The sequence below is a fragment of the Brevirhabdus pacifica genome (assembly GCF_002797755.1).
In the GTDB taxonomy this organism is placed as follows: Bacteria; Pseudomonadota; Alphaproteobacteria; order Rhodobacterales; family Rhodobacteraceae; genus Brevirhabdus; species Brevirhabdus pacifica.
The window spans coordinates 449,255-474,638 of the sequence record NZ_PGFI01000011.1 but is presented as its reverse complement, the minus strand read 5'-3'; the positions used below and the strand labels follow the sequence as shown (position 1 = coordinate 474,638).

Sequence of the window (25,384 nt, the reverse complement as noted above, 5' to 3'; positions counted from 1 at the left end):
CGCCTACCCCCGCGGCGGGGCGATGCGGTAGAGGATCAGCGCGGGCGTGCGCGCAATCTCGGTCAGTCGGGCGGCGTGGGCAGATTCGATCTGGTCCAGCAGGGCGCGGCGCAGGCGGGGCGCGGTCGCACAGCGCGGCACCAGCAGGAACTCTGCCGTGTCGAAGCCTTGGATCTGGCCATAGTTCCACGGCGCCAGCCCGTCCGGCGCGGCCCCCGCCCCCATCATCCACAGCGCCGAGAAGATGTCGGCCACGAAGACCTGGTCCCCCGCCGCCCCAAGATAGGGGGCAACCGTGCGGGCATAGTTGCGATGGGTGGCCAGCAGGCCCTGGTTGATCCGGCACTCAGGCAGGCGCTCTCCCAGGAAAACGACCGCATTCTCCGCTGGCGTTTCCTCGGCCGAGGGGTAGCCCATCATCGGGCCGGCGGCGACGCGCGCCTCGGCATCCTCCCCTCGTGCGGCGCGCACGTGGACATCGCGGGCGATGGCCAGATCCGGCAGCATCGGCACATGGTCCGAGGCGGCGCTGAGCAGGTGCCGGAAGGGGCTGTAGCTCATGTTGATCCAGGCCGGCGCGGCCAGCACCAGCGCCACCAGGCCCGCGACCCGGATCGCGGGCTTCATTTCCCAGCCCCAGGCGTTGGTCAGCTTTCGGACCGGCGGTACCGAGAACAGGATGATGGCCAGGATCATCAGCCACAGCGGCTCGTTCCCGTAGTTCTGGAAGGTGATGTAGATGAAACCGGGGGCCAGCAGGATCAGGGCCATCCCCTCGACCCGGCGGCCCGCGTGGCGCAGCATCACGATCCCGAAGATCAGGACCACGGTGCCGGCCAGGTGGTCGGGCGCCCAGATCAGCGCCTGCCACGGCTCTCCGGGGTAGGGGCGCGTGGTCGATTGGACCACGGTCAGCAGATCGCCGATATAATCCCAGAAAAAGCGCACGTCGTAGAGCTGATTGACCAGCGCGATACCCAGCGCCACGATCAGGATTGCCACACCGATGGTCAGCACCTGACGGCGCATCGACAGCGCCACCAGAAGCGCCGGGGCCAGCCCGATGAGGTAGGTCACCTTCAGCAGCATCAGCGCCAGCACCCCGGCCCCGACCAGCACCCCGTCGGCCAGCGCCGAGCGCCGGTACTGGGGCTTGAGCACCGCCGTCAGCACCAGCGGCAGCGAGATGGCCCAGGCCCAGCGGTTGTAATGCATCGAGACCGAGACATACCGCCCGGTCCCGCCATGAACCAGGGCCAGAACCAGCACCAGCCCCGCGAAGACGGTCAGCATCGCGGGCCAGAACCGCAGGCGCGAGGCTGCCACCCACATCAGCGCCGGCAGCAGCGCCAGCGCCACCATGGTCTGGGCCAGAAGGAAGGCCATGCCCGCGCCCCGGCCCGCCTCCCCGGCGCCGGTCAGCGCCGCGATCGGCCAGAAGGCCAGCATACCGATGGGGGTCATGAAATCCCGGTGCGGCTGTGCCCCTTCGGTCATCAGGGCGATGATCTGCATCAGGTGGAGGGCATCGCCCTCATGCTGACCGATGTAGAGCCCACCTTTCATAAGCGCCGCGCCCGTCGCCAGCGCGATCAGCCCCGCGCCGGTCAGCAACAGTTTGAAAAGCGCGGCCTGCCTCATGGCACCAATCCCTTGATAAAATTTATCTATAGGCGCGCGTCAGCCCGGCGGCAATCGTCATGGGCGGCGTCGAACGACCAAGGTTGCCCCTAAGGAAGCTAGGGCGCGCTCAGCCCGGGGCGATGGCGTAAAGCCACAGGCCCGGCCCCGCGGGCACCGGCGTCAGTTCCCAGCGCCCGGCCTCGGCCCCGGCCTCCAGCTCTTCCAGCAGCCGCTTGCGCACCGGCGGGTTCACCGGGCAGAGGGGCACCGCCACGAAACCGGCGCTGTCGATCCCCGTCAGCGCGCCGTAGTTCCAGGGCGCCAGCGGCGTTACCGGGGACGAGCCGCCGAAGACCCAGAGGGCCGAGAAGAGGTCGGTGACGAAGACCCGTCCGCCCCCGGGGCCGATCGCCTTGGCCGTGACCTCCGCCAGGCCCCGCTGGTGGGCGATCATGCCCTTGTCCAGCCCGCAGGTCGGCAAGGGCCTTCCCAGGAAAGTCGTGGTGTTGGGGCGCCCCTCGGCGTCATCGGCGAAGGGGGGCAGCAGCGGGACCATGGCGGCGGGCGCCTCTTCCCCGGCCAGGGCGATGTCCAGCCGCGCCAGACGCAACGGATCCGACAGCAGGTCCCGCCCCATGTGTTCGGCGGCGAAGATGGGCCGGGTCTCGGCCGGGCCGGCAAAACCGTTGGCCAGGACGGATCGGGCCATGTTGAAAAGCGACCCCGCCCCCAGCACCGCCGCTGCCAGCACCAGCCCGGCAACCAAGGGCCGCGCAGAGGGTTGGACCAGGTCGGGCGCGGGCGCGTCGCCCTGGCGGGAGAGCAGCGGCGCCAGCAACAGCGCCAGAAGGATCAGCCATTTCGGATCGTTGCCGAAATTCTGATAGGTGATGTAGACGAAGGAAGGCGCCAGCAGCAGCACCGGCCAGGCCAGCGCGGGCCGCGCCCGCAGACGCAGCACCACCACCGCCCCCAGCAGCAGGAAGGTCCCCGGGATGAAGGCCGGCCCGCCGATCACCGCCCCCAGCGGCTGATCGGGGAAAGGGCGCACGGGCATGCCGGCCACCCACAGCAGGTCGCCCACGTAGGCGGGCCAGAACGCCGCCCCCATGAACAGCGCGACCCCGGCGCAGAACAGCAGCCCCGCCACCAGCGCACCGGCCAGCACGCGCCCCCTCCCCCGCAGGACAAGCGCCACGATGACCGCCGGCGCCAGCGTTACCGCGAAGGTCGCCTTGGTCAGCCCGAGGATGGCAAAGCCGATGCCGATCACGGCGGCATCGATGATCCCCGCTGCTCGCATACCCGCACCACCCGCCGCGCGCGGCGGCAGCACCGCCGTCACCACCGCCAGCAGCGCCACCGCCCAGGCCCAGCGGTTGTAATGCATCGAGACCGAAACGCCCGCGTTCGTGCCGCCGTGGATCAACGCGGTCAGCCAGATCACCGGCACCAGCGCCGCCGCCACCGCCGCCCAGCCGACGAGGCGACTGCGCGCCACCCACCAGATCACCGGCGCCAGCAGCAGGCCCAGCCCAAGCTGTGCCACGATCAGCGCCTGCCCAAGGCCCCACTCGAAGCCCAGCGCCCGTCCCAGTGCCAACGTCCAGTGCAGCGGCAGAAAGGCGAAAAGGCCGACGGGGGTGCGGAAGTCCAGGTGCGGCCACTGCCCCTCCTGCATCAGCATCAGGATCTGAAGCAGATGCAGCAGGTCGCCCTCGTGCTGGGTGACGACCAGACCACCGCGAAGAAGGCCGGGCGCGCTGAGCGCCAGGGTGGCGCCGACAATCAGTGCAATCAGGGGGATCGGGGCGGCTCTGCCCATGCGCGGCTCCTTGGAAATGCCTTCGTTTTTTCCCGCGACCCTACCGATGCGTCACGCAATTGCCATCTTTTTGCAGTGTTCTCCCTTCGTTGTCGCGACCGGCCGTGGCATTCGGGACAACGCGCAAAGCGGCCCGCACGGCACCCAGGTCCGACCATCGGGCATGAAGATCAGAGGCACAGCAGATGAACGTTCAGAACCAGGAACTCGGCGCCGGCATCCCGGCTGGCACCCCGCCCCCTCCGTCCGTGCGCTCGCTTGAGGCCACCGGGCTAAACCCGGTGATGATGCGCGACATCCTCCTGAAAACGATCTTCCGCAAGAACCTGAGCTATGCCAACGACATCGCCGCGGCGATCGCCCTGCCCGTCTCGCTGACGCAGGAGCTGATCGACATGGCCCGCGAACAGCGCCTGATCGAGGCGACGGGCACCCTCCACGCCACTTCGGGCAGCGAAATGGGTTTCCAGTTGACCGACACCGGCAAGAGCCGGGCGCTGGATGCGCTGGGACAGTCCGAGTATTACGGCGCCATGCCTGTGCCGCTGGCCCACTACCGCGAACAGGTCAAGCGCCAGTCGATCCGCAACATCCGCCTGACCCGTCAGCAACTGACCAGCTCGATGGGTCACCTGATCCTGCCCGACAACCTACTGGACCAGCTTGGCCCGGCGGTGACCTCGGGCCGGTCGATCCTGATGTATGGCCCGCCGGGCAACGGCAAATCGTCGATCTCGAACGGCATCCGCGACGCGCTGGGTGACAAGATCTACATCCCCCGCGCCATCGAATATTCCGGCCAGGTGATCTCGGTCTACGACCCGATCGTGCATTCGGCCGCCGAAGAGGCCGTGGACGATCCCAACTCGCTGCGCCGCACCTCGAACCGCTACGACCGCCGCTATGTCTATTGCGAGCGTCCCACGGTTATCACCGGCGGCGAGCTGAAGCTCGACATGCTGGATCTGAACTTCAACCCGACCGCACGGACCTATCAGGCCTCGCTTCAGCTCAAGGCCACCGGCGGCGTCTTCATCGTCGACGACCTTGGCCGCCAGGAAGAGCCGCCGCAGGCGCTGGTCAACCGCTGGATCGTGCCGCTTGAGGAGTCCAAGGACATTCTTGCCCTGCAATCGGGCGAGAAGTTCGAGGTGCCCTTCGACACGCTGGTGATCTTCTCGACCAACTTCCACCCGAACGAGATCTTCGACGGCGCGGCCCTGCGCCGGATCTTTTTCAAGATCAAGATCGACGGGCCGAACCAGTCGGATTTCCTGAAGATCTTCGCGCTGATCGCCAAGAAGAAGAAGATGCCGCTGGACGAAAAATCGCTGGTCCACCTTCTGAAGGTCAAATATCCGACGATCGAGAACACCTACGCCAACTATCAGCCGGTGTTCCTGATCGACCAGATGATCTCGATCTGCGATTTCGAGGGGATCCCCTATCAGATGACGCCAGAGCTGATCGACCGGGCCTGGGCCAACATGTTCATCAAGTCCGAGGCGATCGCCCGCTAGGGCCGAACTCACGCCCCTGAAAATCGCGCCTCGGACTGGTTGCCTGCCCCCCGGCCCCCTACCTATGGGCGGATGAGCACGCTGCCCCCCTCTTTCGACGACTGGTTTTCCCGTCGCGGCTGGTCCTTGCACCCGCACCAGCAAGAGCTGCTGGACCGGGCGGCAGAGCCCGCGCTGCTGCTGATCGCGCCCACCGGCGGGGGCAAGACGCTGGCCGGCTTCCTGCCCACCCTGGCCGAGCTGGCCGACGGCGCCCACAAGGGGATCCACACGCTTTACGTCTCGCCGCTCAAGGCGCTGGCGGCGGATATCAAGCGCAATCTGCGCACCCCCGTCGACGAGATGGGCCTGCCGATCCGGATCGAGGATCGCACCGGCGACACTAGCGCCACCGCCCGCAAGCGCCAGCGTGCCGATCCGCCCCACATCCTGCTGACCACGCCCGAAAGTCTGGCGCTGCTGACCAGCTATGAGGATGCACCGCGCATCTTCGCGGGCCTCAGCCGCGTGATCGTCGACGAGATCCACGCCCTGGCTGAATCCAAGCGCGGCGATCAGCTGATGCTGGCGCTGTCGCGGCTTCAGGCGCTGGCACCGGAGATGCGCCGGGTGGGTCTGTCGGCCACGGTGGAAGACCCCGCCGCCATCGCCGCGTATCTCGCCCGCAACCCCGACCCATGCGCCATCGTCCACGCCGATCCGGGCCCCGATCCCGACATCGCCATGCTGACGACCGATGAACGCCCCCCCTGGTCCGGGGGTGGCGGCAAATACGCGATTCCGGCGGTTCTGGAACAGGTCCGCAAGCATCGCACGACGCTGATTTTCCACAACACCCGCGCCCAAGCCGAGATCTTCTTTCACAACCTGTGGCTGGCCAATGACGACGACCTGCCCATCGGCATCCACCACGGCAGTCTGGCCCGCGAACAGCGCGAAAGGGTCGAGGCCGCTATGGTGGCCGGCGATCTGCGCGCCATCGTCGCCACCGGCAGCCTGGATCTGGGCATCGACTGGGGCGACGTGGATCTGGTGATCCAGGTGGGGGCCCCCAAGAACGTCAAACGTCTGGTGCAGCGGATCGGGCGGGCCAACCACCGCTACAACGCCCCCTCCAAGGCGCTGTTGGTGCCCGCCAACCGCTTCGAGGTGGTCGAATGCGTGGCCGCGTTGCAGGCCGTGAAGGCCCGCGATCTGGATGGCGATCCGCGCGGCCCCGGCCCCCGCGACGTGCTGTGCCAGCACATCGCCATCCGTGCCTGCGCGGGCCCGTTCGACGCCGGTGAGCTTTACGCCGAGGTCACAAGCGCCGGCGCCTATGCCGGCCTGACCCGAGAGGCGTTCGACGATTGCCTGAACTTCGTGGCGACCGGAGGCTACGCCCTGCGGGCCTATGACCGTTACCAGCGGCTGCAACAGCGCCCCGACGGGCTGTGGCAGCTGCGCGATCCCCGCCGGGCGCGGCAGATCCGCATGAACATCGGCACGATCATTGACACGGACATGCTGAAGGTCCGGTTGCGCGGGCGCGGCGGCAAGCCCTTGGGCGAGGTCGAGGAAGGCTTTGCCGCCACCCTCACCGCCGGCGACACCTTTCTGATCGGCGGCCGCGTCGTGCGCTATGAAACCTTGCGCGAAATGGTGGTCGAGGTCAGCCCACGGGCCGACAAGGAACCGCGCATCGCTACCTACATGGGCACGAAATTCGCCACCTCGACCCAGCTGTCGCACCGGATACTTGAGATGTTCCGCAGCCGCGACTGGGCCGGCCTGCCCGCCCATACCCGCGACTGGCTGGAGTTGCAGGCCCGTGTCTCGCACCTGCCCGAGGCCGACCGCATTCTGGTGGAAAGCTTCACCCATGACGGGCGGCCCCACAGTTGCATCTACGGCTTTGCGGGGCGCAACGCGATGCAGACACTGGGCCTGCTGCTGACCCAGCGCATGGAGGAAATGGGCCTGCACCCGCTGGGCTTTGTCGCCACGGACTACGCCACCCTGATCTGGGGGCTGGAGCCGCTGACCGACCCCGCCCCCCTTTTCGCCCAAGGCGACCTGCGCGCCGCGTTCGAGGATTGGCTGGCCGGCAACGCGGTGATGAAGCGCACCTTCAAAAGCAGCGCCATCATCGCCGGCCTGATCGAACGCAACACCCCCGGCGCCCGCGCGACCGGGCGGCAGGCGACCTTTTCGTCGGACATCCTTTACGACACGCTGCGCCGCTACGACCCCGACCACCTTTTGCTGGACATCACCCGCGAGGAGGCGCTGCGCGGACTGGTCGACTTCGGCCGGATCGAGGAGCTGCTGGCCCGCACCCACGGACGCATCGACCATGTGCAGGCTGAACGGGTGACGCCGCTTGCGGCCCCGATGCTGCTTGAAATGGGGCGCGTGCCGGTGATGGGGGCGGCGCGCGAACGTCTGCTGGCGGAGGAGGCCGCGATCCTGCTGGCCACCGCCGGGCTGGAATAGCGGGGCCAGCCCCTTGTCCGGACCACGCGGGGCGGGTATCGAACGAAGCATGAACTTCTTTGCCTTCCAACTTGCCGGCGCCGCGTTGCGGGCGCTGCCCTCGGGCGGCCTCTGGTGGCCGGGGGCCGATCTGCTGTGTGTCTCGGACCTGCACCTGGGCAAGGCCGAGCGGATGGCCCGCCGGGGCGGCCCGATGCTGCCCCCCTACGAGGTGCGCGACACGCTGGGCCGCTTGGAACAGGACCTGGCGGCGACGGGCGCCGGCACGGTCATCTGCCTTGGTGACAGTTTCGACGACCTGGACGCCGCCCACGCCCTTCCCCCCGCCGAACGCGCGTGGCTGGAGCGCCTGGTCGCCCCACGCCGCTGGATCTGGGCGGAGGGCAACCACGATCCCGACCCCGTGCCCTTCGGCGGGTCGCATGCGGCCGAGGTTCTGCGCGCCCCTCTGGTTTTCCGCCACATCGCCCGGCCCCCCGGGGGCGACGGGGCCGGGACCCCGGACAGTGGCGGGGCCTTGGCCGAGGTCTCGGGCCACTACCATCCCAAGGCGCGGGTCAATCTGCGCAGCCAACGCATCACCCGACCCTGTTTCCTGCTGGACCGCAAGCGGCTGATCCTGCCGGCCTACGGCACCTACACGGGCGGGCTGTTCAGCCATGCCGCGCCGCTTTCGGCGCTTATGGACGACCCGGCGGTCGCGATCCTGTGTGGTCCGGCCCCCTGCGCGGTGCCGATGCCGCGCTGAGCCTCGCTCGCGGCCCTTAACGTCTCCTTCATATCCGAGGGGCATCCTGAGGCTCCGGGCACCCTTCGCTGTGCCCGGGACGGTGGTGATGGCACCGAGTCCCAGAACCTCTCAGCACGAGTATCCATCACCGCCGACCTCCCCCATTTCGCGTCAGGCAGATTGACGGGGCCGATCGCCCTTTGCGCGGCCGCACCCTTGTCCTACCCTCGCCCCAAACGGAGGGCATCCCATGCAGCCAGGGTTCGAGGGTTTTCGCCGCAAGGTGGAGGAGAGTTTCGCCAAGCAGGATTTCATGGCCAGCATCGGTGCCGAGATCGCGGCGATCGACGCAGGCCGGGTCTGCCTGACCGCGCCGGTGCGGACCGGCTTTCGACAACAGCACGGCTATGCCCATGCCGGCCTGACCTTCGCGCTGGGTGACTCGGCCGCCGGATATGCCGCGCTGACCCTGATGCCCCGCGACCGCGAGGTTGTTACCAGCGAGATGAAGATCCATCTGCTGGCCCCTGCCCGGGGCGGGCGGCTGCGGGCCGTCGGACAGGTGATCCGCGCGGGTCGCCGGCTGATCGTCGTGCGCGCCGATGTCGAGGAAGAGGGCCCCGACCCCGAGGCCCCCGCGATCCCCGTGGCGACGCTTCTGGGCACCATGGTCTCGACTCCCATCGCATAAGCGGCGCGCCTGGCGGAAATATTCTGCGGGTCAAGGAACGATTCTCCCCCGCTCCGTGTTGGTATGATGAAAGCGCAAGGGCATATCGCGGCGCGAGCAAACGCACGGAAGGAAATGAAAATGACCACTCCCGCACTGATCGTGAACGCAGGTTTCCTCTTCGGTCTTGGCGTCAGCTCGCTGATCCTGCTGGCCATCTGATCCCAGTCATTCAGCCTGCGCCCGGCGGTCCCCGCGACCACGGCGCCGCAGCCCCCCGAACCGGGACAGGTTCCGCAACCGCGCCCACTCAGGCGCGGTTTTCCTTTGTCCGGACAACGCTATCCCTGGCGCCACCCCACCCCCAAACGCAAGACGCCGCCCCCGGGGGGACGGCGTCTTGTTCATCTTTCGCGAAATGGCCGGATCAGGACGAGGGTTCCGGCTCCAGCCCGCTGTCGCCCTTGGGGCGCGGCTTGGTCTTGGGGATGGCGGTGATTGACGGGGTGTTGCCACCGGTCGCGTCGTCGTCATCCTCACCACGGTTGAGAGCCTGACCTGCGATCACCTTGGTGATCTCGGAGCCGGTCAGCGTCTCGTATTCCAGCAGGCCCTGTGCCAAGCGGTGCAGATCGTCGTTCTTGTCGGTCAGGATCTGCTTGGCCCGCTCATAGCCCTCGTCGACGATGCGGCGCACCTCGGCGTCGATCTTCTGCTGGGTCTCGGGGCTGATCGCAGTCTGGCCCTGATAGTTGCCCAGGTAGGACTGCTGCTCGTTGGCGTAGTCGATGTTGCCAAGCTCTTCAGAGAAGCCGAACTGTGTCACCATCGCGCGGGCGATCTTGGAGACCTGCTGAATGTCGGACGAAGCGCCAGAGGTCACGTTCTCCTTGCCGAAGATCAGCTCTTCGGCGACCTTGCCGCCCATCGCCATGGCGATCTTGGACTTGTACTTCGTGTAGGTCACCGACAGCTGGTCACGCTCCGGCAGGGACAGGACCAGACCCAGCGCGCGACCGCGCGGGATGATGGTCGCCTTGTGGATCGGATCGTGCTGCGGGACGTTCAGACCGACGATCGCGTGACCGGCCTCGTGATAGGCGGTCAGCTTCTTCTCGTCCTCGGTCATGACCATCGAGCGCCGTTCGGAGCCCATCATGACCTTGTCCTTGGCATTCTCGAAATCGTCCATCGTCACGAAGCGACGGCCGACGCGGGCTGCCATCAGAGCGGCCTCGTTCACAAGGTTGGCCAGATCGGCACCCGAGAAGCCGGGCGTCCCGCGGGCAATGATGCGCAGGTCCACGTCGGGGCCCAGGGGCACCTTGCGGGCATGCACGCCAAGGATCTTCTCGCGGCCCTTGATGTCGGGGTTGGGCACCTGCACCTGGCGGTCGAACCGGCCGGGACGCAGCAGCGCGGGGTCAAGAACGTCGGGGCGGTTGGTGGCCGCGACGATGATGATACCCTCGTTGGCCTCGAAACCGTCCATCTCGACCAGCAGCTGGTTGAGGGTCTGCTCGCGCTCGTCGTTGCCGCCGCCGTAGCCTACGCCACGGGACCGGCCCACGGCGTCGATCTCGTCGATGAAGACAATGCAGGGGGCGTTTTTCTTGGCCTGCTCGAACATGTCGCGGACACGGCTGGCGCCGACGCCGACGAACATCTCGACGAAATCCGAACCCGAGATGGTGAAGAAGGGAACACCCGCCTCGCCGGCGATGGCGCGGGCCAGAAGCGTCTTACCGGTGCCCGGAGGGCCCACCAGCAGCGCACCCTTGGGGATCTTGCCGCCGAGGCGCGAGAATTTCTGCGGGGTGCGCAGGAATTCGACGATCTCTTCCAGCTCGTCCTTGGCCTCATCGATGCCGGCGACATCGTCGAAGGTGACGCGGCCGTGCTTTTCGGTCAGCAGCTTGGCCTTGGACTTGCCGAAGCCCATGGCGCCGCCGCGACCGCCGCCCTGCATACGGTTCATGAAGAAGATCCAGATGCCGATCAGCACCAGGAACGGCAACCACAGCGACAGCACCGAGAAGAAGCCCGACTGTTCCTGGGCCTTGACCTCGATATCGACGTTGCGGGCCGCCAGCTTGGGGGTGACATCCACGCCCTCGGGCTTGACGGTGTTGTATTGCTGCCCTGCCGCGTCGCGGATCAGGATGCGTTCACCGTCCAGGACCACGGAGCGCACGGCACCGCTGTCGACCTTCTCGATGAACTCGGAATAGCTCATGGACCGCGAGGACATCGTCGAGCTGCCGCCGCTGAACAGGTTGAACAAGGCAAGGACCAGAAGAAACAGGACCACCCAGAAGGCGAGGTTGCGCGCGTTGCCCAAGAAAGATCTCCTCATATTGGTGATCGCGGGAGCAACCCTGCAATCACCCCTCTAAAATAGACATGCGGGGCCTGACTTCAATGAGATAACAACGTCCGGGTGAATTCCTGCTCCCCTGCGCGGGTTGCGCGAAATCCGCCGCCCATCCCGAGGTGCGGCACACAGATCACCCGCCCCGCCCGCCAGACGGCCGGAAGGCCCAGCAGGCTGTCGCGCGGAACGCCCGGCGCGGGGCGCGGATCAAGGGCGGTAAGCCCTTCTTCGCCAAGCATTTCGACCTGTGCCCCCTCGGTATCGGTGCCCGCCTCGCGCGCCAGGATCCAGCGGTTGTCCCATGTGTCGCCGGGCCGCGCCCGCACCCCGATCAGCGCCGAGGGCTCGCGGTAAAGGCGCAGCCACCCTGCGGCAGGATGTATCACGACCCCGTGAAGCGTGGCGCGCCGGCCAGCGGCCGCGGCGCGGACCGTGTCTTCCAGCGCGCGCAGGCGGGGGCGGTAGTCCTGACCGCCGACCCACATCAGCCCCGCCGCCAGAAGGCGCAGGCGCGTCTCGTCGTCCAACAGACGCCAGGGCGCGACCTCGATCAGCAGGTCGGCGCCCTCCTCGCGGGTCATGGCGGCGGCGGCCTCGGCGCCCCGCCGCTCCAGTGCCTCGCGGGCGCGGGCCATGGCATCGGCCGTGCGGTTCACCCCCTCGACATCGATGCCAAGCGGGGCCAGCAGCGCCAGCGCCCGACGCGCCTTGACCCGGTCATAGACGGAATCTTCATTGCCCGGATCCTCGGCCCAGGTCAGGCCCTTGGCACGCAGAAGGTCGCGCAGCTCCTCGCGGCGGTGCCCCAATAGCGGACGCAGAAAAAGGGATCGCCCCGGGCGGCCCGGCCGCATCGCCGCCAGGCCGTCCACGCCCGAGCCGCGCGCCAGGCGCAACAGCACCGTCTCGGCCTGGTCGTCGGCGGTGTGGCCGGTCAGCACCCCCGTCAGCCCGTGCCGCGCGGCCCAGTCGCCCAGCAGGCGGCGGCGGGCATCGCGGGCATTGGCTTGAAGGTTGCCGGCGCCGGGGCCGTCGGTCCATTCCAGGATCTCATGGGGAAGGTCCAGCGCGGCCGCGGCGTGGGCCACCTCCCGCGCTTCCGTCCCGGATTCGGGGCGCAGGCGGTGATCCACGGTTGCCACCCGCAGGCGGATAGCCCTGGGCGCCGCCCAAGCGGCGGCCAGGTGCATCAGAGCCAGCGAGTCGCTGCCGCCCGAGACGGCAAGCCCGAGGGCGGGCGTGCCCCCATCGGTGGGTGGGCGGGAGGGGTCAGGATCGTCGGCGGCCCCCAGGATGGCGGCCATGGCATTGTCGAAACGGTCTTGCGCCGTCACTGGCACCCCAGCGCCGAAAGCTGCTCGCGCGCCTGGCCCTCGGCGGGGTGGCCGGGAAAGCGGCTGCCGACCTCTGACAGCATCAGGCAGGCTTCGGAATTCTGCCCAAGGCGGGCCAGCGCCTCGCCCAGACGGAGCAGGGCGTTGGGGGCGTTGCGCCCCTCGGGCGCGCCCGAAAAACTGTCGAGGTAGGCGCGCGCCGCCTGTTTCCACTGGCCCTGCGCTGCGTTCGACTCGCCCAGCAGGAACTGCACCTCCCCGGTCAGGGGGCTGCCGGGATAGGCATCAAGGAACGATTGCAGGCGCGTCACGGCGGTCTGGTGATCGCCCGAGGCACGGGCCTCTGCGGCGCGCTCGAAATCGGCCTTCTCGTTGATGGCAAGCTCCACCCCGCCGGTGAGGTCCGAGGTGCCGCCGGTCTGGCCCATTCCCTGGCCCATGCCTTGGCCCATCCCCTGCCCCATGCCTTGGCCCGTATCCTGGCCCTGGGCGCCCGGGGGCGGGATCAGGGTGCCCGCGCTGCGCGGTTTGTCACCGCCGCCCAGGGTGGGGGTGGTGCCAAGGCTGCCGATATCGCACTTGGTCTCCAGCTCGCAAAGACGGAATTCCAGGTCGCCCAGGCGGTTGGTACCATCCTCGACCACGCTGTCGATGCGGAAGTTCAGCTCCTCGACCTTGGAGGTCAGGCGCTGAAGCTGGGCCTCGATCTGGTCGACACGTTCAAGCACGCTGCCGCCAACGGTGACGCCGGGGGCGCCGGTGGTGTTCATCTGGCCGCGAAGGCGCTGGATCTCGACGAACAGGACGGACATTTCCTGGCGGATGTCGGCTAGGGTCTTCTCCCGCTCCTGGGCAAGAAGGGGCCCGGTGCCGGCAAGCGACAGCGTCAGGGTCGCGGCCACGCCAAGGGCGGCAAGGCGCAGAAGTCCCGCGCGTCGGCAATTCTCAAACACAGTCACGAGGAAGATCCCTTTCCTTGAAAGCCCGGCGGCGTCCCGGCCTGAAGCCGGCGCGGGTCGGGCGCCGGCACGGGGCCGGCACCCGTCATCGGCCCTAGCTGGAGGCGCCAGCAGTCACCACGGTCACGGCGCGGCGGTTCTTGGAGTAACATGCCTCGGTCGAGCAGATCTCGATCGGGCGCTCCTTGCCGTAGCTGACGGTGCGGACGCGGTTGGCGTTGATCCCCTGGCTGACCAGGAAGTCACGGACCGAAGCGGCGCGGCGCGCGCCAAGGGCAAGGTTGTATTCGCGGGTGCCCTGCTCGTCGGCGTGGCCTTCGATGACGACCGCGTATTCGATGTTCTGCATCAGCCACTGGGACTGGCCGGCCAGGGTGGTGCGGGCCTCGGGCGACAGGGTGCTCTGGTCGACGGCGAAGAGGACGCGGTCGCCGACGTTCTGCTGGAAGAACTCTACCGAGTTGGGGCTGACGGTGCCGGCGGGATTGCCCGCGCCGTAACCGGCGCCGGCGTTGGCGCCCACCGGGCCGTTGCCGCGGTTGAACGGGTTGCCCGAGCATGCGGCCAGCGTCAGCGCGCCCAGAAGAAGAACGGTCTTGGTCAGATGTCTCATATCGGTTCCTGCCTGTGGTCTTGAAAACGGGCCTGCGGCCCTGAATTGCATGGTGCCGGGGGCTTGCGAAAGCTTACCAGCAACACACGGGATTTGAAATCGACGGCCGGGGACCGGCCGCCGCGCGTTCAGGCGATCACCTCAGAAGCGGCGACCATGCCGGGTCCGAGGCCGCGTCGGGTGTCGGCACCCGCTTTAGGTTTCGCCCCGAGATATCCACCGAGTAGAGGGCCGGCACGCCCTGCGCGCCCGAGGTCTCGCGGGTGAACATCAGTACCCGGCCATTGGGGGCCCAGGTCGGACCCTCATCGAGGAAGCTGGCGGTCAGCAGACGCTCTTCCGAGCCGTCGGTGCGCATCACGCCGATGTGGAAACGGCCCTGGTTCTGCTTGGTGAAGGCGATGTAGTCGCCGCGCGGCGACCAGACCGGCGTGCCATAGCGGCCGCGACCGAAGCTGATCCGCTGCGGCTCGCCCCCGCCCGAGGGCATGACATAGATCTGCTGCGTGCCCGAGCGGTCGCTTTCGAACACGATCTGGCGGCCGTCGGGCGAGAAGCTGGGTGCCGTGTCGATCGCGGGCGAGGAGGTCAGGCGCACCGCGCCACCACCCGCCACGTCCATTCGGTAGATGTCGGTGTTGCCCCCCTGCTCGAGCGAGAAGATCACCGTGCGCCCGTCCGGGCCGAAGCGCGGCGCGAAGGTCATCACGCCCGACTGCTCCTGCAAGGCGCGGCGGGTGACGCTGCCCACGTCCAGCACCTGGATGCGGGGAAAGCCGCTTTCATAGCTGGTATAGAGGATCTGGCTGCCGTCGGGCGAGAAACGGGGCGCCAGCACGATCGACCGGCTGTCGGTCAGGTACTGCACGTTGGCGCCGTCGTAATCCATCACCGCCAGGCGCTTGGCCCGGTCGTTCTTGGGCCCGCTTTCCGAGACGAAGACGATGCGGCTGTCGAAATAGCCTCCCTCGCCGGTGATGCGCGAGTAGACCGCGTCGGCCACCTTGTGGGCCATCCGCCGCCAGGACGAGGCCGGGCCCGCGAATTGCAGCCCCTCGCCCAGCGGCGCGTCGGAGAAGACGTCGAACAGGCGGAACTTGACGCTGATGTTGTCCGAGCCGGTCATCGTCACCGAACCCACGACCAGCGCCTGCGCGTTGATCGCCTTCCAGTCGGGGTAGCGCACCGGCGCGTCGAAGCTTGAGATCGCCGAGATATGGGCCGAGCGCGGGATCTCGCGGAAAAGGCCGGTGCCGGTCAGGTCGGCCATCAGCACGCCGGTGATCTGCTCGGCCAATTGGCCGGCGGCGGGCGAGTCGGCCAGGAACAGCGGCACCGCGATCGGCAGCGGCTCGATCACGCCTTCGGTGATCTCGATGCGGAGGGGGCCGGACTGGGCCCGGGCCGATGTATCGGCCGCGAAAAGGGCCGCAAGGCCCAAGGCGGCCCCCATCACGGCGTTGGACAGCAGTCGGTTCAGCTTCATCGGATCCTCATACTATCGGGATTGAACGTCATTTCGACCTCGCGCCACTGGGCGTATTTCTCGGGCGGCAGGTCGAAACCCTTTGCCCCACAGCGCAGGATTGCACGACGCGCCGCGTCGAATGCAACCCGGGCGCCATCCTCGGTTCCGCCCTGGAAGCCCAGCATGCGGATCGAATTGGCCACGGGCCGGCCGGTCTCGTCCATGGTGACGGCGACCGTGACCTCGGTGCGGCGCGCCTCTGTCGAGCTGGAGCCGAGGTTCCAGCACTGGCTGACGGCAAAGCGCAGCCCGTCCTTCTCGCCGGCGGTCAGGGGCGGGCCGACCGGGAGGGTCGGGTCGGGTGTCTTGGCCGAGTTGCGGCTGTCGCCAACCGCGCCCATCGCGGCGGCGATCGCGGCCTCGACGGCGGCATCGGCGGGCGCCTGCTCGGCCACCTGGGCGGCGGGCTTGGGCGGCTCGGGCTTGGGCTTCTCGGGTTTCGGCTTTTCGGCCGGGGCGGGCGGCGTCGGCGGCTCGACCTTCACCGTCTCCTGCGGGGCCGGGCGCGGGCGGTCGGGGCGCGCCTTGGGCCGGTCCGAGCGTTCGGGCGCGGCGGCGACGACGGTCTCCTCGCTGGTGGCGTCGGCCTCGGTCACGGTCTGGGCCGCGGCCTCCTTGGGCGCGGTCGCCTCCTGCTGCTCAAGCGGCTGTTCGACGGTCGGCTGGGTGTCGGGCTGTGTCGCGGCCTGGCGCAACGGATCCTCGCGCGCGCCGGGGGGCGGCGGCGCGGCCGGGGTCGGCGCGATGCGCTGTGCCGGGCGCGGGGCGGCACCGGCCTTGGGCGGGGCCACCAGGGTCGCACCAACCGGGTCGCGCTCGGGCGCGTCGGGGGCATCGGGGGGGGCGTCGGCAACCTCGGCCGGGCGGGCCGGGGGCGCGGGCGGTTCGGGCGGAGCAGCCTCGGGCGCGGCCTCGGCCACGGCCTCGGGTCGGGGCGCGGGGGCCACGGGGGCCGCGTCGGCGGGCCGGCTGGCGGGCGGCGCGCTTTCCTGCGGGGCGCCGGGCGCCTCGGGCGGGGACTGGGTGTCGATCGGCGCTTTGGGCGCCGAGGAGACCATGGCGTCAAACTCCGCCGCCGAGATCAGCGAGACCTCGGTCGTGGTGGGCGGCTCTGGCGGCTTGGCGCGGAAGATCGTGCCGCCGACAAGCAGCCACAGGATCAGCCCGCCGTGGGCCGCGCCAGAAATGTAGAGCCCGGTGCGCATCTGCCCGCCCTACCTGCCGCCCGCTTCGCCCGACGGGGCGGCGCCGTCAAAGGTGGGTCCACCGGTTTCGGTCACCAGGCCGATGTTGCGGAACCCGGCCGCGTTCAGGGCGCCCATCACCTGGGCCACCTGGCCATAGGGGATGCCGCCGTCGGCGCGCAGGAAGACCTTGTCGTCCTTGCGCTCGGCCATGATCGCGCGCAGCTTGGCGATCAGCTCCTCGCGCGGGGTCTCGGTTTCCTGGATCACGGTGCGCCCGTCCGAGGACAGGGTGATCGTCAGCGGCTCTTCCTGCTCGGTCGGAAGCGGGGTCGCGGCCGTTTCGGGCAGTTCGATCGGAACACCCACGGTCAGCAGCGGCGCCGCCACCATGAAGATGATCAGCAGAACCAGCATCACGTCGACGAAGGGCGTGACGTTGATTTCCGACATCGCCGCCGAATGGCTGCGCCGCCGGCGCCGCCTGACCCCACCTTCGCCGCGTTTCTGGATGACCGCGCCCATGGCTCAGGCGTCCAGCTGGCGAGACAGGATGGTCGCGAACTCGTCGGCGAAGGATTCGTAATTGCCCGAGATGCGGTCGGCATCAGCGCTGAGCTTGTTGTAGAAGATCACCGCCGGGATGGCGGCCAGCAGACCCAGACCGGTCGCGACCAGCGCCTCGGCGATGCCGGGGGCGACGACCGCCAGGTTGGTGGACTGGCTGATGGCGATCTGCTCGAACGAGTTCTTGATGCCCCAGACGGTGCCGAAAAGACCGATGAAGGGCGCCGTTGACCCCACCGTCGCCAGGAAGGTCAGCCCCGAGGTCAGTCGCTCGTTGGCCTTGGCGATCGCCACGTCCATCGACCGGTCGATCCGCGCCTGGGCGCCGGCGATCAGCTTGCCGTCGTCGCGATGGCTGCGGCGCCACTCGGTCATGCCGGCAGAGAAGATACGCTCGGACGCGCCGCCGGGGCGGTTGCCGATCTGGTCGTAAAGCTCGTCCAGCGGCTCGCCCGACCAGAAGGCCCGGTCAAAGCTGGAGGATTCCCGCCGCGCCACCCGGAACAACAGATGTTTCTGGATGATGATCGCCCAGGACCAGAAGGACGCGAAAATCAGGATCAGCATCACGATCTTCACCGTGAAGGTCGCCCGCCAGAACAGGGCGAGCAAAGAAAAGTCGACCTCCTGCGCGAGGGCCAGTGTTTCGGTTTCCATAGGGCCTGCTTCCGTCTGCCAAATCTTGTTTTGCGGCATTCTTATCGCAGTTTTTCGTCCCATTCACGGGGAAAGCGATAAGGATGCCGTGATTGCAGCCTCAATTCGCTGTGCTTCAGCCGAATTCTCGGCGAATATCCGCTGGCACCCGGGCTGCGCGGCCCTGGTTGTCCAGCGCGACCAGCGTGACCTCGGCCGTGAAAAGGGCTTTCTCGCCCGTCCGCGCCACGCTCTGACGCAGAACGATGCGGGCGCCGCTGACGCGCAGCACCTCTGTCGTCACCTTCAGCATGTCGTCGAAACGGGCCGGCGCCAGGTAATCGGCATCGACCTTGCGCACGGCGAAGACCAGCCCGGGGTCGGCGCGCATGGCGTCCTGGTCGAACCCCGCCGCGCGCAGCATCTCGGTCCGCGCGCGTTCTATGAAGCGCAGGTAGTTGGCGTAATAGACGATGCCCGCCAGGTCCGTGTCCTCGTAATAGACGCGGACCGGCCAGCGATGGGCGGCACTCATCCCTAGGCCTGCCCCGCCGCCAGCCGCGCATAAAGGCGCAGCGCGTGCGACGGATCCGTGGCCGAAGGTGGCAGAACCGGGTCATAGGCGGCCCGGATCAGCCCCGCGATCTCGGGCTTGAGGATGGTCGAGACGCGCCCCTCCTCGCCCAGTTGGCCCAGCGGCGAGCTTTCGGCAAAGGCCCGGTCCGACCACAGCAACATGGCCTGGGTCGCCTCGGCCAGGGCCAGCGTGTCGGCCGGCAGCTCGGCCACCGCCCCGGTGACGCGCAGGAAGATGAATGCCGCGCGGATGCCCCCGGCCTCGTCGAAGCGGAAAGCGCGGTAATGGGTGGCGTCGGCCGCCTCCAGCCGGTCGGTCAGGGGCGCGAGGTCCGGGATCAGCCGGTCCAGGTTGGGCGTGTCCCGAAGCTCCTGCCATTCGCGAAGAAAGAAGAACATCATGTTCGCGCCAAGCTCGGGGTCGGTGTCGGCCATCTCGTGTCCCGCAAGGGTGACGATCGCCTCGATGGCCCCCTTGAAGGTCGAGACTGTCTGATCCTCGACCCCGAAGAGGACCGGCACCACCGGGCGGTTCCAGCGGGCGAAAGTATAGGCCCCGTCCGAGCGGGTGAACATCGCCTCGATGCGGGCGGGGTCCATCGGCGGGGCGATGGCGGAGGTGCCTTCGGTCACGGTGTCCGGCGTGTCGTCAGTCATTGAACAGGCCCTGCTGTCTGGGTGGCTCGGGCGCGGCCAGACCCAGGTGGCGCCACGCGCCCTGGGTCAGCATCCGACCACGCGGCGTGCGCTGTATCAGGCCCTGTTGCAGCAGGAAAGGCTCGATCACCTCTTCCAAGGCGTCGCGGGTCTCGGACAGGGCGGCGGCGATGGTCTCGATCCCGACGGGTCCGCCGGCATAGTTTTCTGCGATCAGGGACAGGTAGCGGCGGTCGGCCCCATCGAGCCCCAGGTGATCCACCCCCAGCCGGGTGAGCGAGCTGTCGGCGATCTCCCGCGTCAGGCGGCCGTCGCCCTCGACCAGGGCGAAATCCACGACCCGACGCAGAAGTCGGCCCGCGATGCGCGGCGTGCCGCGGGCGCGCTTGGCAATCTCGCGCGCGCCTTCATCCTCGCAAGGGATGCCCAGCAGCCGCGCGCCACGGGTAACGATCAGATGCAGCTCGTCGACCGTGTAGAACTGCAACCGGGTCGGGATGCCGAAACGGTCGCGCAGGGGTGTCGTCAGCAGGCCCAGCCGGGTGGTGGCCCCCACCAGCGTGAAGGGCTGCAACTCGATCCGCACGGTGCGGGCGGCGGGCCCCTCGCCGATCACCAGATCCAGCTCGAAATCCTCAAGCGCGGGATACAGCACCTCTTCGACGGCGGGGTTCAGACGGTGAATCTCGTCGATGAACAGCACGTCGCGGGCTTCGAGGTTGGTCAGGATGGCGGCCAGATCGCCCGCCTTGGCCAGCACCGGCCCCGAGGTCATGCGGAAGTTGACGCCAAGCTCGCGCGCCATGATCTGCGCCAGCGTGGTCTTGCCCAGGCCCGGGGGGCCGTGGAACAGCGTGTGGTCCATCGCCTCGCCCCGTTGCCGGGCGGACTGGATGAAGACGCGCAGATTGGCGCGAGCCTCGGCCTGGCCGACGAATTCGTCCAGCGCCTGCGGGCGCAGGGCGCGATCGGCCTCGGCGCGGGCATCCTCGGCGCCCGCCTGGGGGCGCAACAGGGCATCAGGTTCGCTCATGGGCGCCTTTCTGAAGGGCCGGAGCCCGGCTGTCCAGCGTCAGCCCGGGGCGCGGCGGGGAGGGCCGGGGCATGTGCATCACCCTTTCGGCGCCAGCAGCTTCAGCGCGGCGCGGATCAGGGCGGCCTCGTCCGGGGTCTCGCCCTCGGGGGTTTCGGCGGCGGCGCGGGCGACGGCGCTTGCCGCGTCCCCCTGCCCATAGCCAAGATTCAAAAGCGCCGAGAGCGCATCGGCCTGTGCGGCGGCGCGGCTTGCGCCAGCCGAGCTTCCGGCCGCCTTTACCTTGGCGGCGGGTGCATCGGATCGGGCCGGGGCATCCGGGCCATCGTCGGCCGGCACCCCTTCCAGCACGGACCCCAGGTCAGCGCCCATGGCCATCACCGTCGGCGCCTTGTCCTTCAGCTCGTTGACCACGCGTTGCGCGATCTTGGGGCCGACCCCGGGCGCGGCCTTGACTGCCGCCCAGTCCTGAAGGGCGATGGCGCGCCCCACCCCTTCGGGCCCCAAGGTGCCCAGGATCGCCATCGCCGCCTTGGCGCCGATCCCCTGAACCGACAGCAACAACCGGTGCCATTCCTTTTCCAGAAGCGTGGTGAAGCCGAACAGTTGCAGCAGGTCCTCGCGCACCAGAAGCTCGGTATAAAGCGACACGCGCTCGCCCCGGCCTGGCATGGCCATCAGCGTCCGGTCCGAGCAGTGGACGATATAGCCGACCCCGCCCACATCGATCAGCACATGGTCCGTGCCGCGGAAATCAAGCGTTCCGGTGATCTTGCCGATCATGCCCGCACCCCCGAGGCGGCCCGGCCGTCGGCGCGCGCGATGGCCCGGGCCAGCGTGTCGTTGCCGGGGGCCTGCGCCCCACCGTGATGGGCATGACAGATGGCGATGGCCAGGGCGTCGGCAGCATCGGGGCCGTCGATCTCGATCCCCGGAAGCTGAAGGCGAACCATGTGCAACACCTGGCGCTTGTCGGCATGGCCGACGCCGACCACCGTCTTCTTGACCGCGTTCGGGGCATATTCGCTGACCGGCAGGCCCGCCCGCGCCGGGACCAGCATGGCCACGCCCCGCGCCTGGCCCAGTTTCAGCGTGCCGGCACCATCCTTGTTCACGAAGGTCTGTTCCACCGCCGCCACGTCGGGGGAATGGGCGGTGACGACCGCGCTCAGCTGGTCAAAAAGGCTCAGCAGCCGCACGGCCAGATCCTTGCCCGAGGATTTGCAGGTGCCGTTGGCGACATGGGTGATGCGCGGGCCATCCACGTCGATCAGGCCCCAACCAAGATTGCCCAGCCCGGGGTCGATCCCCAGCACGCGCCTGCTGCCCATGATGCCTGTCCCGTCATCTTCTGTTCTGCGGCGCGGGCCGGGCCAGCGAGGGTCGGAAACCCCCGGCGGAGACGGTCGCGCCATGATTTCGCAAAAGCTAGCACGAAACGCGAACATTGACCAGATCGCTTTGCCCGGGCGGGCGGCGCGAAACATCAACCCCGCCCGTCCCCACCGCTGACCCGAAGCCTGCCCCTGGCGCCCGGGGCACCGCCCGGATCGGCGCCCTCCCGCCCCCATGCGCAGGCTGCATAGGGGGATTGCGATAAACCCGTGTTGTGGAGTCCGGGGCCTGGGCCTAGATGGCGGTCATGCGACGGGGACTCGCCCCGCCCTCCCTAACATGCCCGCCGACCGATCCGAAGGACCGCACCGATGTCTGTCTACCAAACCAATGGAATTGCCCGCCCCGAATTCTCCGTCACCGCGCGCGCCCTGCGCCTTGTTTCGGATGCCTGTGAAAACCTGATCGCCTGGAACGAAAGCCGCGCCACCCGCGCTGCCCTGTCCAAGCTGACCGATCGCGCCCTGTCCGACATCGGCCTGAGCCGCGAAGACATCGCCCGCATGTAAGCGGGCCGCGGCGCCCCGGGCGCCGATCCACGGCGGGGGCCCTGCCCCTGTCGCCGCCGGGCCACTGGCCCGCATTCGCAAACGGCCGCGCGCTTTCGCCCGCGGCCGTTGCCATTTCTGCCACTGCAATGCGCCCGTCCCGCCCGCGCGGGGCCCGCGCGTCAGGTCGCGCGTCAGGCCGGGCGGTGCAGGGTCAGGCTGGACCACTCTCCGATCTCTTCATGGTGTTCCAGATCCAGCCCCTCGGCGGAATAAGCCGCGATGATCTCGGGCGCCTGTTCGTTCAGCAGGCCCGACAGGATGACCCGGCAGCCGGGAGCCGTGCGCCCGGCCACCTCGGGCGCCAGCTCCAGCAGCGGACCCTTGAGGATGTTGGCGAAGATCAGGTCATAGGGCGCCACGGCGTCGAGGTCCGGATGCTCGAACCCCGGGGCCACCAGGCAGTCGACCCGCCCTTCCATGCCATTGGCGGCCAGGTTGGTCTCGGACACTTCAATCGCTACGGGGTCGATGTCCGACGCCAGGATGCGTGCCCCGGGCCAGGCCCGTGCCGCGCCCATGGCCAGAACCGCCGTGCCACAGCCGATGTCGGCGACCTTGTTGGCCGCGAACCCCTGCTCCAACAACCGGTCCAGCGCCCGAAGGCAGCCCTGGGTAGTGCCGTGATGGCCGGTGCCAAAGGCCAAAGCGGCCTCGATCAGCAGGGCGACGCGGCCCTCGGGCACCTTCTCGGCATCGTGGCTGCCGTAGACGAAGAAGCGACCGGCCTCGACCGGCGGCAGGTCCCGGCGGACCTTGGCGACCCAGTCGGTGTCGGGGATCTCGACCACCGCGAAATCGGGCGCCGCGTGCATCGTGGCAATCAGGGCCAGGCCGGCAGGGTCGGGGCTGTCCAGGAAATAGCCCGTCACCTCCCACTGGTCGCTGCCGTCCTCGACCTCGAAGATGCCGATACCCGTGGGCTCGGGCTGCATGGTCTCCAGCGCCTCGCCAAGGGCCTGGGCGGCGGCGGCGCCGGGAAGGGTCGTGACGGCGTTGTAGGTGGGCATCGGCTTCTCCTGCGGGGCGGGCTGTAGGGCGCCCCCTTCTGAAGGGCGGCTATAGCCCCCGGCCCCCCCGGGGCGCAAGGCAAGCCGCGCCCCAAGGGGGCACGAAGGGGTCAGGCCACGCCCGTTCCGATCGGGCAGGTGACGCCGGTGCCGCCGATGCCGCAATATCCGCCGGGGTTCTTGGCGAGATACTGCTGGTGGTAATCCTCGGCATAGTAGAACTCGGGCGCGGGCAGGATTTCGGTCGTGATGGCGCCAAAACCCTTTTCGGCCAGACGCGGCGCGAAGGCATCGCGGCTGGCCACGGCGGCGGCCTTCTGGCTGTCGGTCGTGTAATAGATGCCCGAGCGATACTGCGTGCCCATGTCGTTGCCCTGGCGCATGCCCTGGGTCGGGTCGTGCCCTTCCCAGAAGACGCGCAGCAGATCGTCATAGGTCACCACCTCGGGGTCGAAGACCACGCGCACCACTTCGTTGTGCCCCGTGGCGCCCGAGCAGACCTCGTCATAGGTCGCATTGGGGGTGTAGCCCGCGGCGTAGCCGGCGGCGGTCATGTAGACGCCGTCCAGCTTCCAGAACATCCGCTCCACACCCCAGAAACAGCCCATACCGAAGATCGCCTCCTCGAACCCGTCGGGCACGGGGGCCTTGAGGGGACGACCGAAGACGAAATGCGTCTCGGCCGTGGGGATCGGCGCGGCGCGGCCCGGCAGGGCGCTGTCGGCCGTGACGTGCTCGGTCTTTTTCTTCATGAAGGAAAACATGCTGACACCTTTCGCAAAGAGGGGGGCGGCACCCGGGGCGGCCGTGGCCCAGGACCCCGTCTGTCACGTTCTGACATAGGCCGGCGCGGGGCGCCGAACAAGGCGTCTACTGCGCGGGGACGGGCCCCGGGCGGGAGAAGACGGTCTCGTTCCCCGGAGCGGGGTGGCGCGGGATCAGCAGCGCCAGCATCAGCGACACCAGCGCCATGGCCGCCGCCAGCCCGAACACCGCCACCGGCGAGGTGATCCACAGATACCCCAGCGAGGCGGGAAGGAAGACGGCCGCGATATGGTTGATGGTGAAGGCAACGGCGGCGGTCGGAGCGATGTCGCCGGGCGAGGCGATCTTCTGGAAATAGGTTTTCAGCGCGATCGCCAGCGAGAAGAACAGGTGGTCGATGACGTAAAGCGCCGCCGCCAGCGCCACGCCCCATCCGAACATGTAGATCCCGCCATAGGCCAGGAAGACGCCGGTCAGCCCGATGTATTCCAGGGCCAGGGCCTGGCGTTCGCCGAACCGGCCGATCAGCCGTCCGATCAGCGGTGCAAACACCATGTTGGCGACGAAGTTGATCATGAAGAGCGCCGTCACCTCATGCACCTCGAAGCCGAAATGCTCGACCATCATGAAGGCGGCGAAGACGATGAAGATCTGCCGCCGCGCGCCCGACATGAATTGCAGCGCATAGTAAAGCCAGTAGCGGCGGCGCAGCACCATGCGCTTTACCTGCGGGTCGGGGGCCTCGAACCGGGGGAAGACCACGAAGGCCACGGCCACCAGCACGATGGTTAGCGCACCGGCGGTCATCAGCACCGCGTCATAGGTCCAGCCGAAGGTCTTCCACCCCACGACCAGGACGCCGTAGGCCAGCAGCGAGGCGCCGGATCCCGCCGCCACGATCCATCCCAGCATCTGCGGCGCCCGGTCCCGGGGAAGCCATTGCAGCTGGAGGGACTGGTTGACGGTTTCGAAATAGTGAAAGCCGACCGAGCTGATGACCGTGGTCATCAGCAGTCCCTGGAAGGTGGGAAACTGTGCGGTGACGGCCACCGCCGCGCCCAGCAGCAGCAGCGAGATCAGCGCCAGCAACTGCTCGTGCACGAAGATGATGAGCAGGATCACCCCGATAGCCAGGAAACCCGGGATCTCGCGCACGGTTTGCAGCCAGCCCCAGTCCTTGCCGTCGAATGCCGCGACCTCGATCACGAAATTCTGCAGCACGGCGACCCATACCGCGAAGGACAGTGGCATCGCCACCGCCATCAGCAGCAGCAGGGCGAAGGGGCGGCGCCAGGGCGGCAGCTGCCGGGCCTGGGCAAGGGGAACGAGGGCGCGTTTCATGCCCCCCGATACGCCGTTCCG

General features: G+C 68.5%; 24 protein-coding genes. 6 read left to right on the top strand and 18 right to left on the bottom strand.

Annotated elements, in window-relative coordinates:
* Positions 1 to 3: 3 nt before the first annotated feature.
* Positions 4 to 1,641: a hypothetical protein gene (locus CLV77_RS02500; protein WP_076979403.1), complete on the bottom strand. Its 1,638-nt coding sequence runs from the start codon at positions 1,639 to 1,641 to the stop codon at positions 4 to 6.
* Between the two features lie 109 nt (positions 1,642 to 1,750).
* Positions 1,751 to 3,448, bottom strand: coding sequence for a hypothetical protein (locus tag CLV77_RS16265; RefSeq protein WP_076979404.1), 1,698 nt, complete (start codon positions 3,446 to 3,448; stop codon positions 1,751 to 1,753).
* A 185-nt stretch (positions 3,449 to 3,633) separates the two neighbouring features.
* On the opposite strand from CLV77_RS16265, the gene CLV77_RS02490 reads away from it, so the two are divergent.
* The 5 genes from CLV77_RS02490 (at position 3,634) to CLV77_RS16260 (ending at position 9,065) form a co-directional block, all read left to right on the top strand.
* A complete protein-coding gene (locus tag CLV77_RS02490; protein ID WP_076979405.1) occupies positions 3,634 to 4,968 on the top strand; it encodes an ATPase in 1,335 nt (444 codons plus the stop codon).
* A 72-nt stretch (positions 4,969 to 5,040) separates the two neighbouring features.
* On the top strand, positions 5,041 to 7,443 hold the full coding sequence (locus tag CLV77_RS02485) for a ligase-associated DNA damage response DEXH box helicase (protein ID WP_076979406.1): 2,403 nt from the start codon (positions 5,041 to 5,043) through the stop codon (positions 7,441 to 7,443).
* 49 nt (positions 7,444 to 7,492) lie between these two features.
* Positions 7,493 to 8,191 carry a ligase-associated DNA damage response endonuclease PdeM gene (gene pdeM, locus CLV77_RS02480; RefSeq protein WP_076979407.1) on the top strand — a complete coding sequence of 233 codons (699 nt, stop codon included), beginning with the start codon at positions 7,493 to 7,495 and terminating at the stop codon, positions 8,189 to 8,191.
* A gap of 232 nt (positions 8,192 to 8,423) precedes the next feature.
* On the top strand, positions 8,424 to 8,864 hold the full coding sequence (locus tag CLV77_RS02475) for a PaaI family thioesterase (RefSeq protein WP_076979408.1): 441 nt from the start codon (positions 8,424 to 8,426) through the stop codon (positions 8,862 to 8,864).
* Between the two features lie 63 nt (positions 8,865 to 8,927).
* Positions 8,928 to 9,065 carry a hypothetical protein gene (locus tag CLV77_RS16260; RefSeq protein ID WP_157801995.1) on the top strand — a complete coding sequence of 46 codons (138 nt, stop codon included), beginning with the start codon at positions 8,928 to 8,930 and terminating at the stop codon, positions 9,063 to 9,065.
* A gap of 205 nt (positions 9,066 to 9,270) precedes the next feature.
* On the opposite strand, the gene ftsH is transcribed toward CLV77_RS16260, so the two are convergent.
* The 13 genes from ftsH to ruvC all read right to left on the bottom strand — a co-directional run bounded on the left by ftsH (position 9,271) and on the right by ruvC (position 21,635).
* Positions 9,271 to 11,184 (bottom strand): ATP-dependent zinc metalloprotease FtsH, encoded by a 1,914-nt coding sequence (gene ftsH, locus CLV77_RS02470; RefSeq protein ID WP_076979409.1) that lies wholly within the window; start codon positions 11,182 to 11,184, stop codon positions 9,271 to 9,273.
* Positions 11,185 to 11,261: 77 nt separating this feature from the next.
* A complete protein-coding gene (gene tilS / locus CLV77_RS02465; protein ID WP_143815115.1) occupies positions 11,262 to 12,551 on the bottom strand; it encodes a tRNA lysidine(34) synthetase TilS in 1,290 nt (429 codons plus the stop codon).
* Entirely contained in the window at positions 12,548 to 13,510 is a 963-nt protein-coding gene (gene ybgF / locus CLV77_RS02460) for a tol-pal system protein YbgF (protein WP_233128075.1), read from the bottom strand. The genes tilS and ybgF overlap by 4 nt, the downstream gene beginning before the upstream one ends.
* Before the next feature lie 94 nt (positions 13,511 to 13,604).
* The gene (gene pal, locus CLV77_RS02455) at positions 13,605 to 14,123 is read right to left on the bottom strand and encodes a peptidoglycan-associated lipoprotein Pal (protein WP_076979410.1); all 519 of its coding nucleotides are present in this window, start codon (positions 14,121 to 14,123) and stop codon (positions 13,605 to 13,607) included.
* A gap of 136 nt (positions 14,124 to 14,259) precedes the next feature.
* Entirely contained in the window at positions 14,260 to 15,576 is a 1,317-nt protein-coding gene (tolB, locus tag CLV77_RS02450) for a Tol-Pal system beta propeller repeat protein TolB (protein ID WP_416171613.1), read from the bottom strand.
* A 29-nt stretch (positions 15,577 to 15,605) separates the two neighbouring features.
* Positions 15,606 to 16,856 (bottom strand): hypothetical protein, encoded by a 1,251-nt coding sequence (locus CLV77_RS02445; RefSeq protein WP_100053103.1) that lies wholly within the window; start codon positions 16,854 to 16,856, stop codon positions 15,606 to 15,608.
* A gap of 9 nt (positions 16,857 to 16,865) precedes the next feature.
* Complete coding sequence (tolR, locus tag CLV77_RS02440) at positions 16,866 to 17,360, bottom strand: protein TolR (RefSeq protein ID WP_076979413.1); 495 nt, start codon at positions 17,358 to 17,360, stop codon at positions 16,866 to 16,868.
* Positions 17,361 to 17,363: 3 nt separating this feature from the next.
* Positions 17,364 to 18,059, bottom strand: a complete 696-nt coding sequence (gene tolQ, locus CLV77_RS02435; RefSeq protein ID WP_076979414.1) for a protein TolQ — start codon at positions 18,057 to 18,059, stop codon at positions 17,364 to 17,366.
* 115 nt (positions 18,060 to 18,174) lie between these two features.
* Positions 18,175 to 18,573: a tol-pal system-associated acyl-CoA thioesterase gene (gene ybgC, locus CLV77_RS02430; protein ID WP_076979415.1), complete on the bottom strand. Its 399-nt coding sequence runs from the start codon at positions 18,571 to 18,573 to the stop codon at positions 18,175 to 18,177.
* A gap of 2 nt (positions 18,574 to 18,575) precedes the next feature.
* Entirely contained in the window at positions 18,576 to 19,214 is a 639-nt protein-coding gene (locus tag CLV77_RS02425) for a hypothetical protein (protein ID WP_076981028.1), read from the bottom strand.
* Between the two features lie 49 nt (positions 19,215 to 19,263).
* A complete protein-coding gene (ruvB, locus tag CLV77_RS02420; protein ID WP_076979416.1) occupies positions 19,264 to 20,304 on the bottom strand; it encodes a Holliday junction branch migration DNA helicase RuvB in 1,041 nt (346 codons plus the stop codon).
* 78 nt (positions 20,305 to 20,382) lie between these two features.
* The gene (gene ruvA / locus CLV77_RS02415; RefSeq protein WP_076979417.1) at positions 20,383 to 21,087 is read right to left on the bottom strand and encodes a Holliday junction branch migration protein RuvA; all 705 of its coding nucleotides are present in this window, start codon (positions 21,085 to 21,087) and stop codon (positions 20,383 to 20,385) included.
* A complete protein-coding gene (gene ruvC, locus CLV77_RS02410) occupies positions 21,084 to 21,635 on the bottom strand; it encodes a crossover junction endodeoxyribonuclease RuvC (RefSeq protein WP_076979418.1) in 552 nt (183 codons plus the stop codon). Before ruvC ends, ruvA begins: the two co-directional genes overlap by 4 nt.
* Positions 21,636 to 22,010: 375 nt before the next feature.
* On the opposite strand from ruvC, the gene CLV77_RS02405 reads away from it, so the two are divergent.
* Complete coding sequence (locus CLV77_RS02405; protein WP_076979419.1) at positions 22,011 to 22,208, top strand: DUF1127 domain-containing protein; 198 nt, start codon at positions 22,011 to 22,013, stop codon at positions 22,206 to 22,208.
* A gap of 173 nt (positions 22,209 to 22,381) precedes the next feature.
* On the opposite strand, the gene CLV77_RS02400 is transcribed toward CLV77_RS02405, so the two are convergent.
* The 3 genes from CLV77_RS02400 to CLV77_RS02390 all read right to left on the bottom strand — a co-directional run bounded on the left by CLV77_RS02400 (position 22,382) and on the right by CLV77_RS02390 (position 25,363).
* Complete coding sequence (locus tag CLV77_RS02400) at positions 22,382 to 23,257, bottom strand: 50S ribosomal protein L11 methyltransferase (RefSeq protein WP_076979420.1); 876 nt, start codon at positions 23,255 to 23,257, stop codon at positions 22,382 to 22,384.
* Positions 23,258 to 23,367: 110 nt separating this feature from the next.
* Positions 23,368 to 24,021, bottom strand: a complete 654-nt coding sequence (gene msrA, locus CLV77_RS02395; RefSeq protein ID WP_076979421.1) for a peptide-methionine (S)-S-oxide reductase MsrA — start codon at positions 24,019 to 24,021, stop codon at positions 23,368 to 23,370.
* Between the two features lie 106 nt (positions 24,022 to 24,127).
* Complete coding sequence (locus CLV77_RS02390; protein WP_076979422.1) at positions 24,128 to 25,363, bottom strand: MFS transporter; 1,236 nt, start codon at positions 25,361 to 25,363, stop codon at positions 24,128 to 24,130.
* Positions 25,364 to 25,384 lie beyond the last annotated feature (21 nt).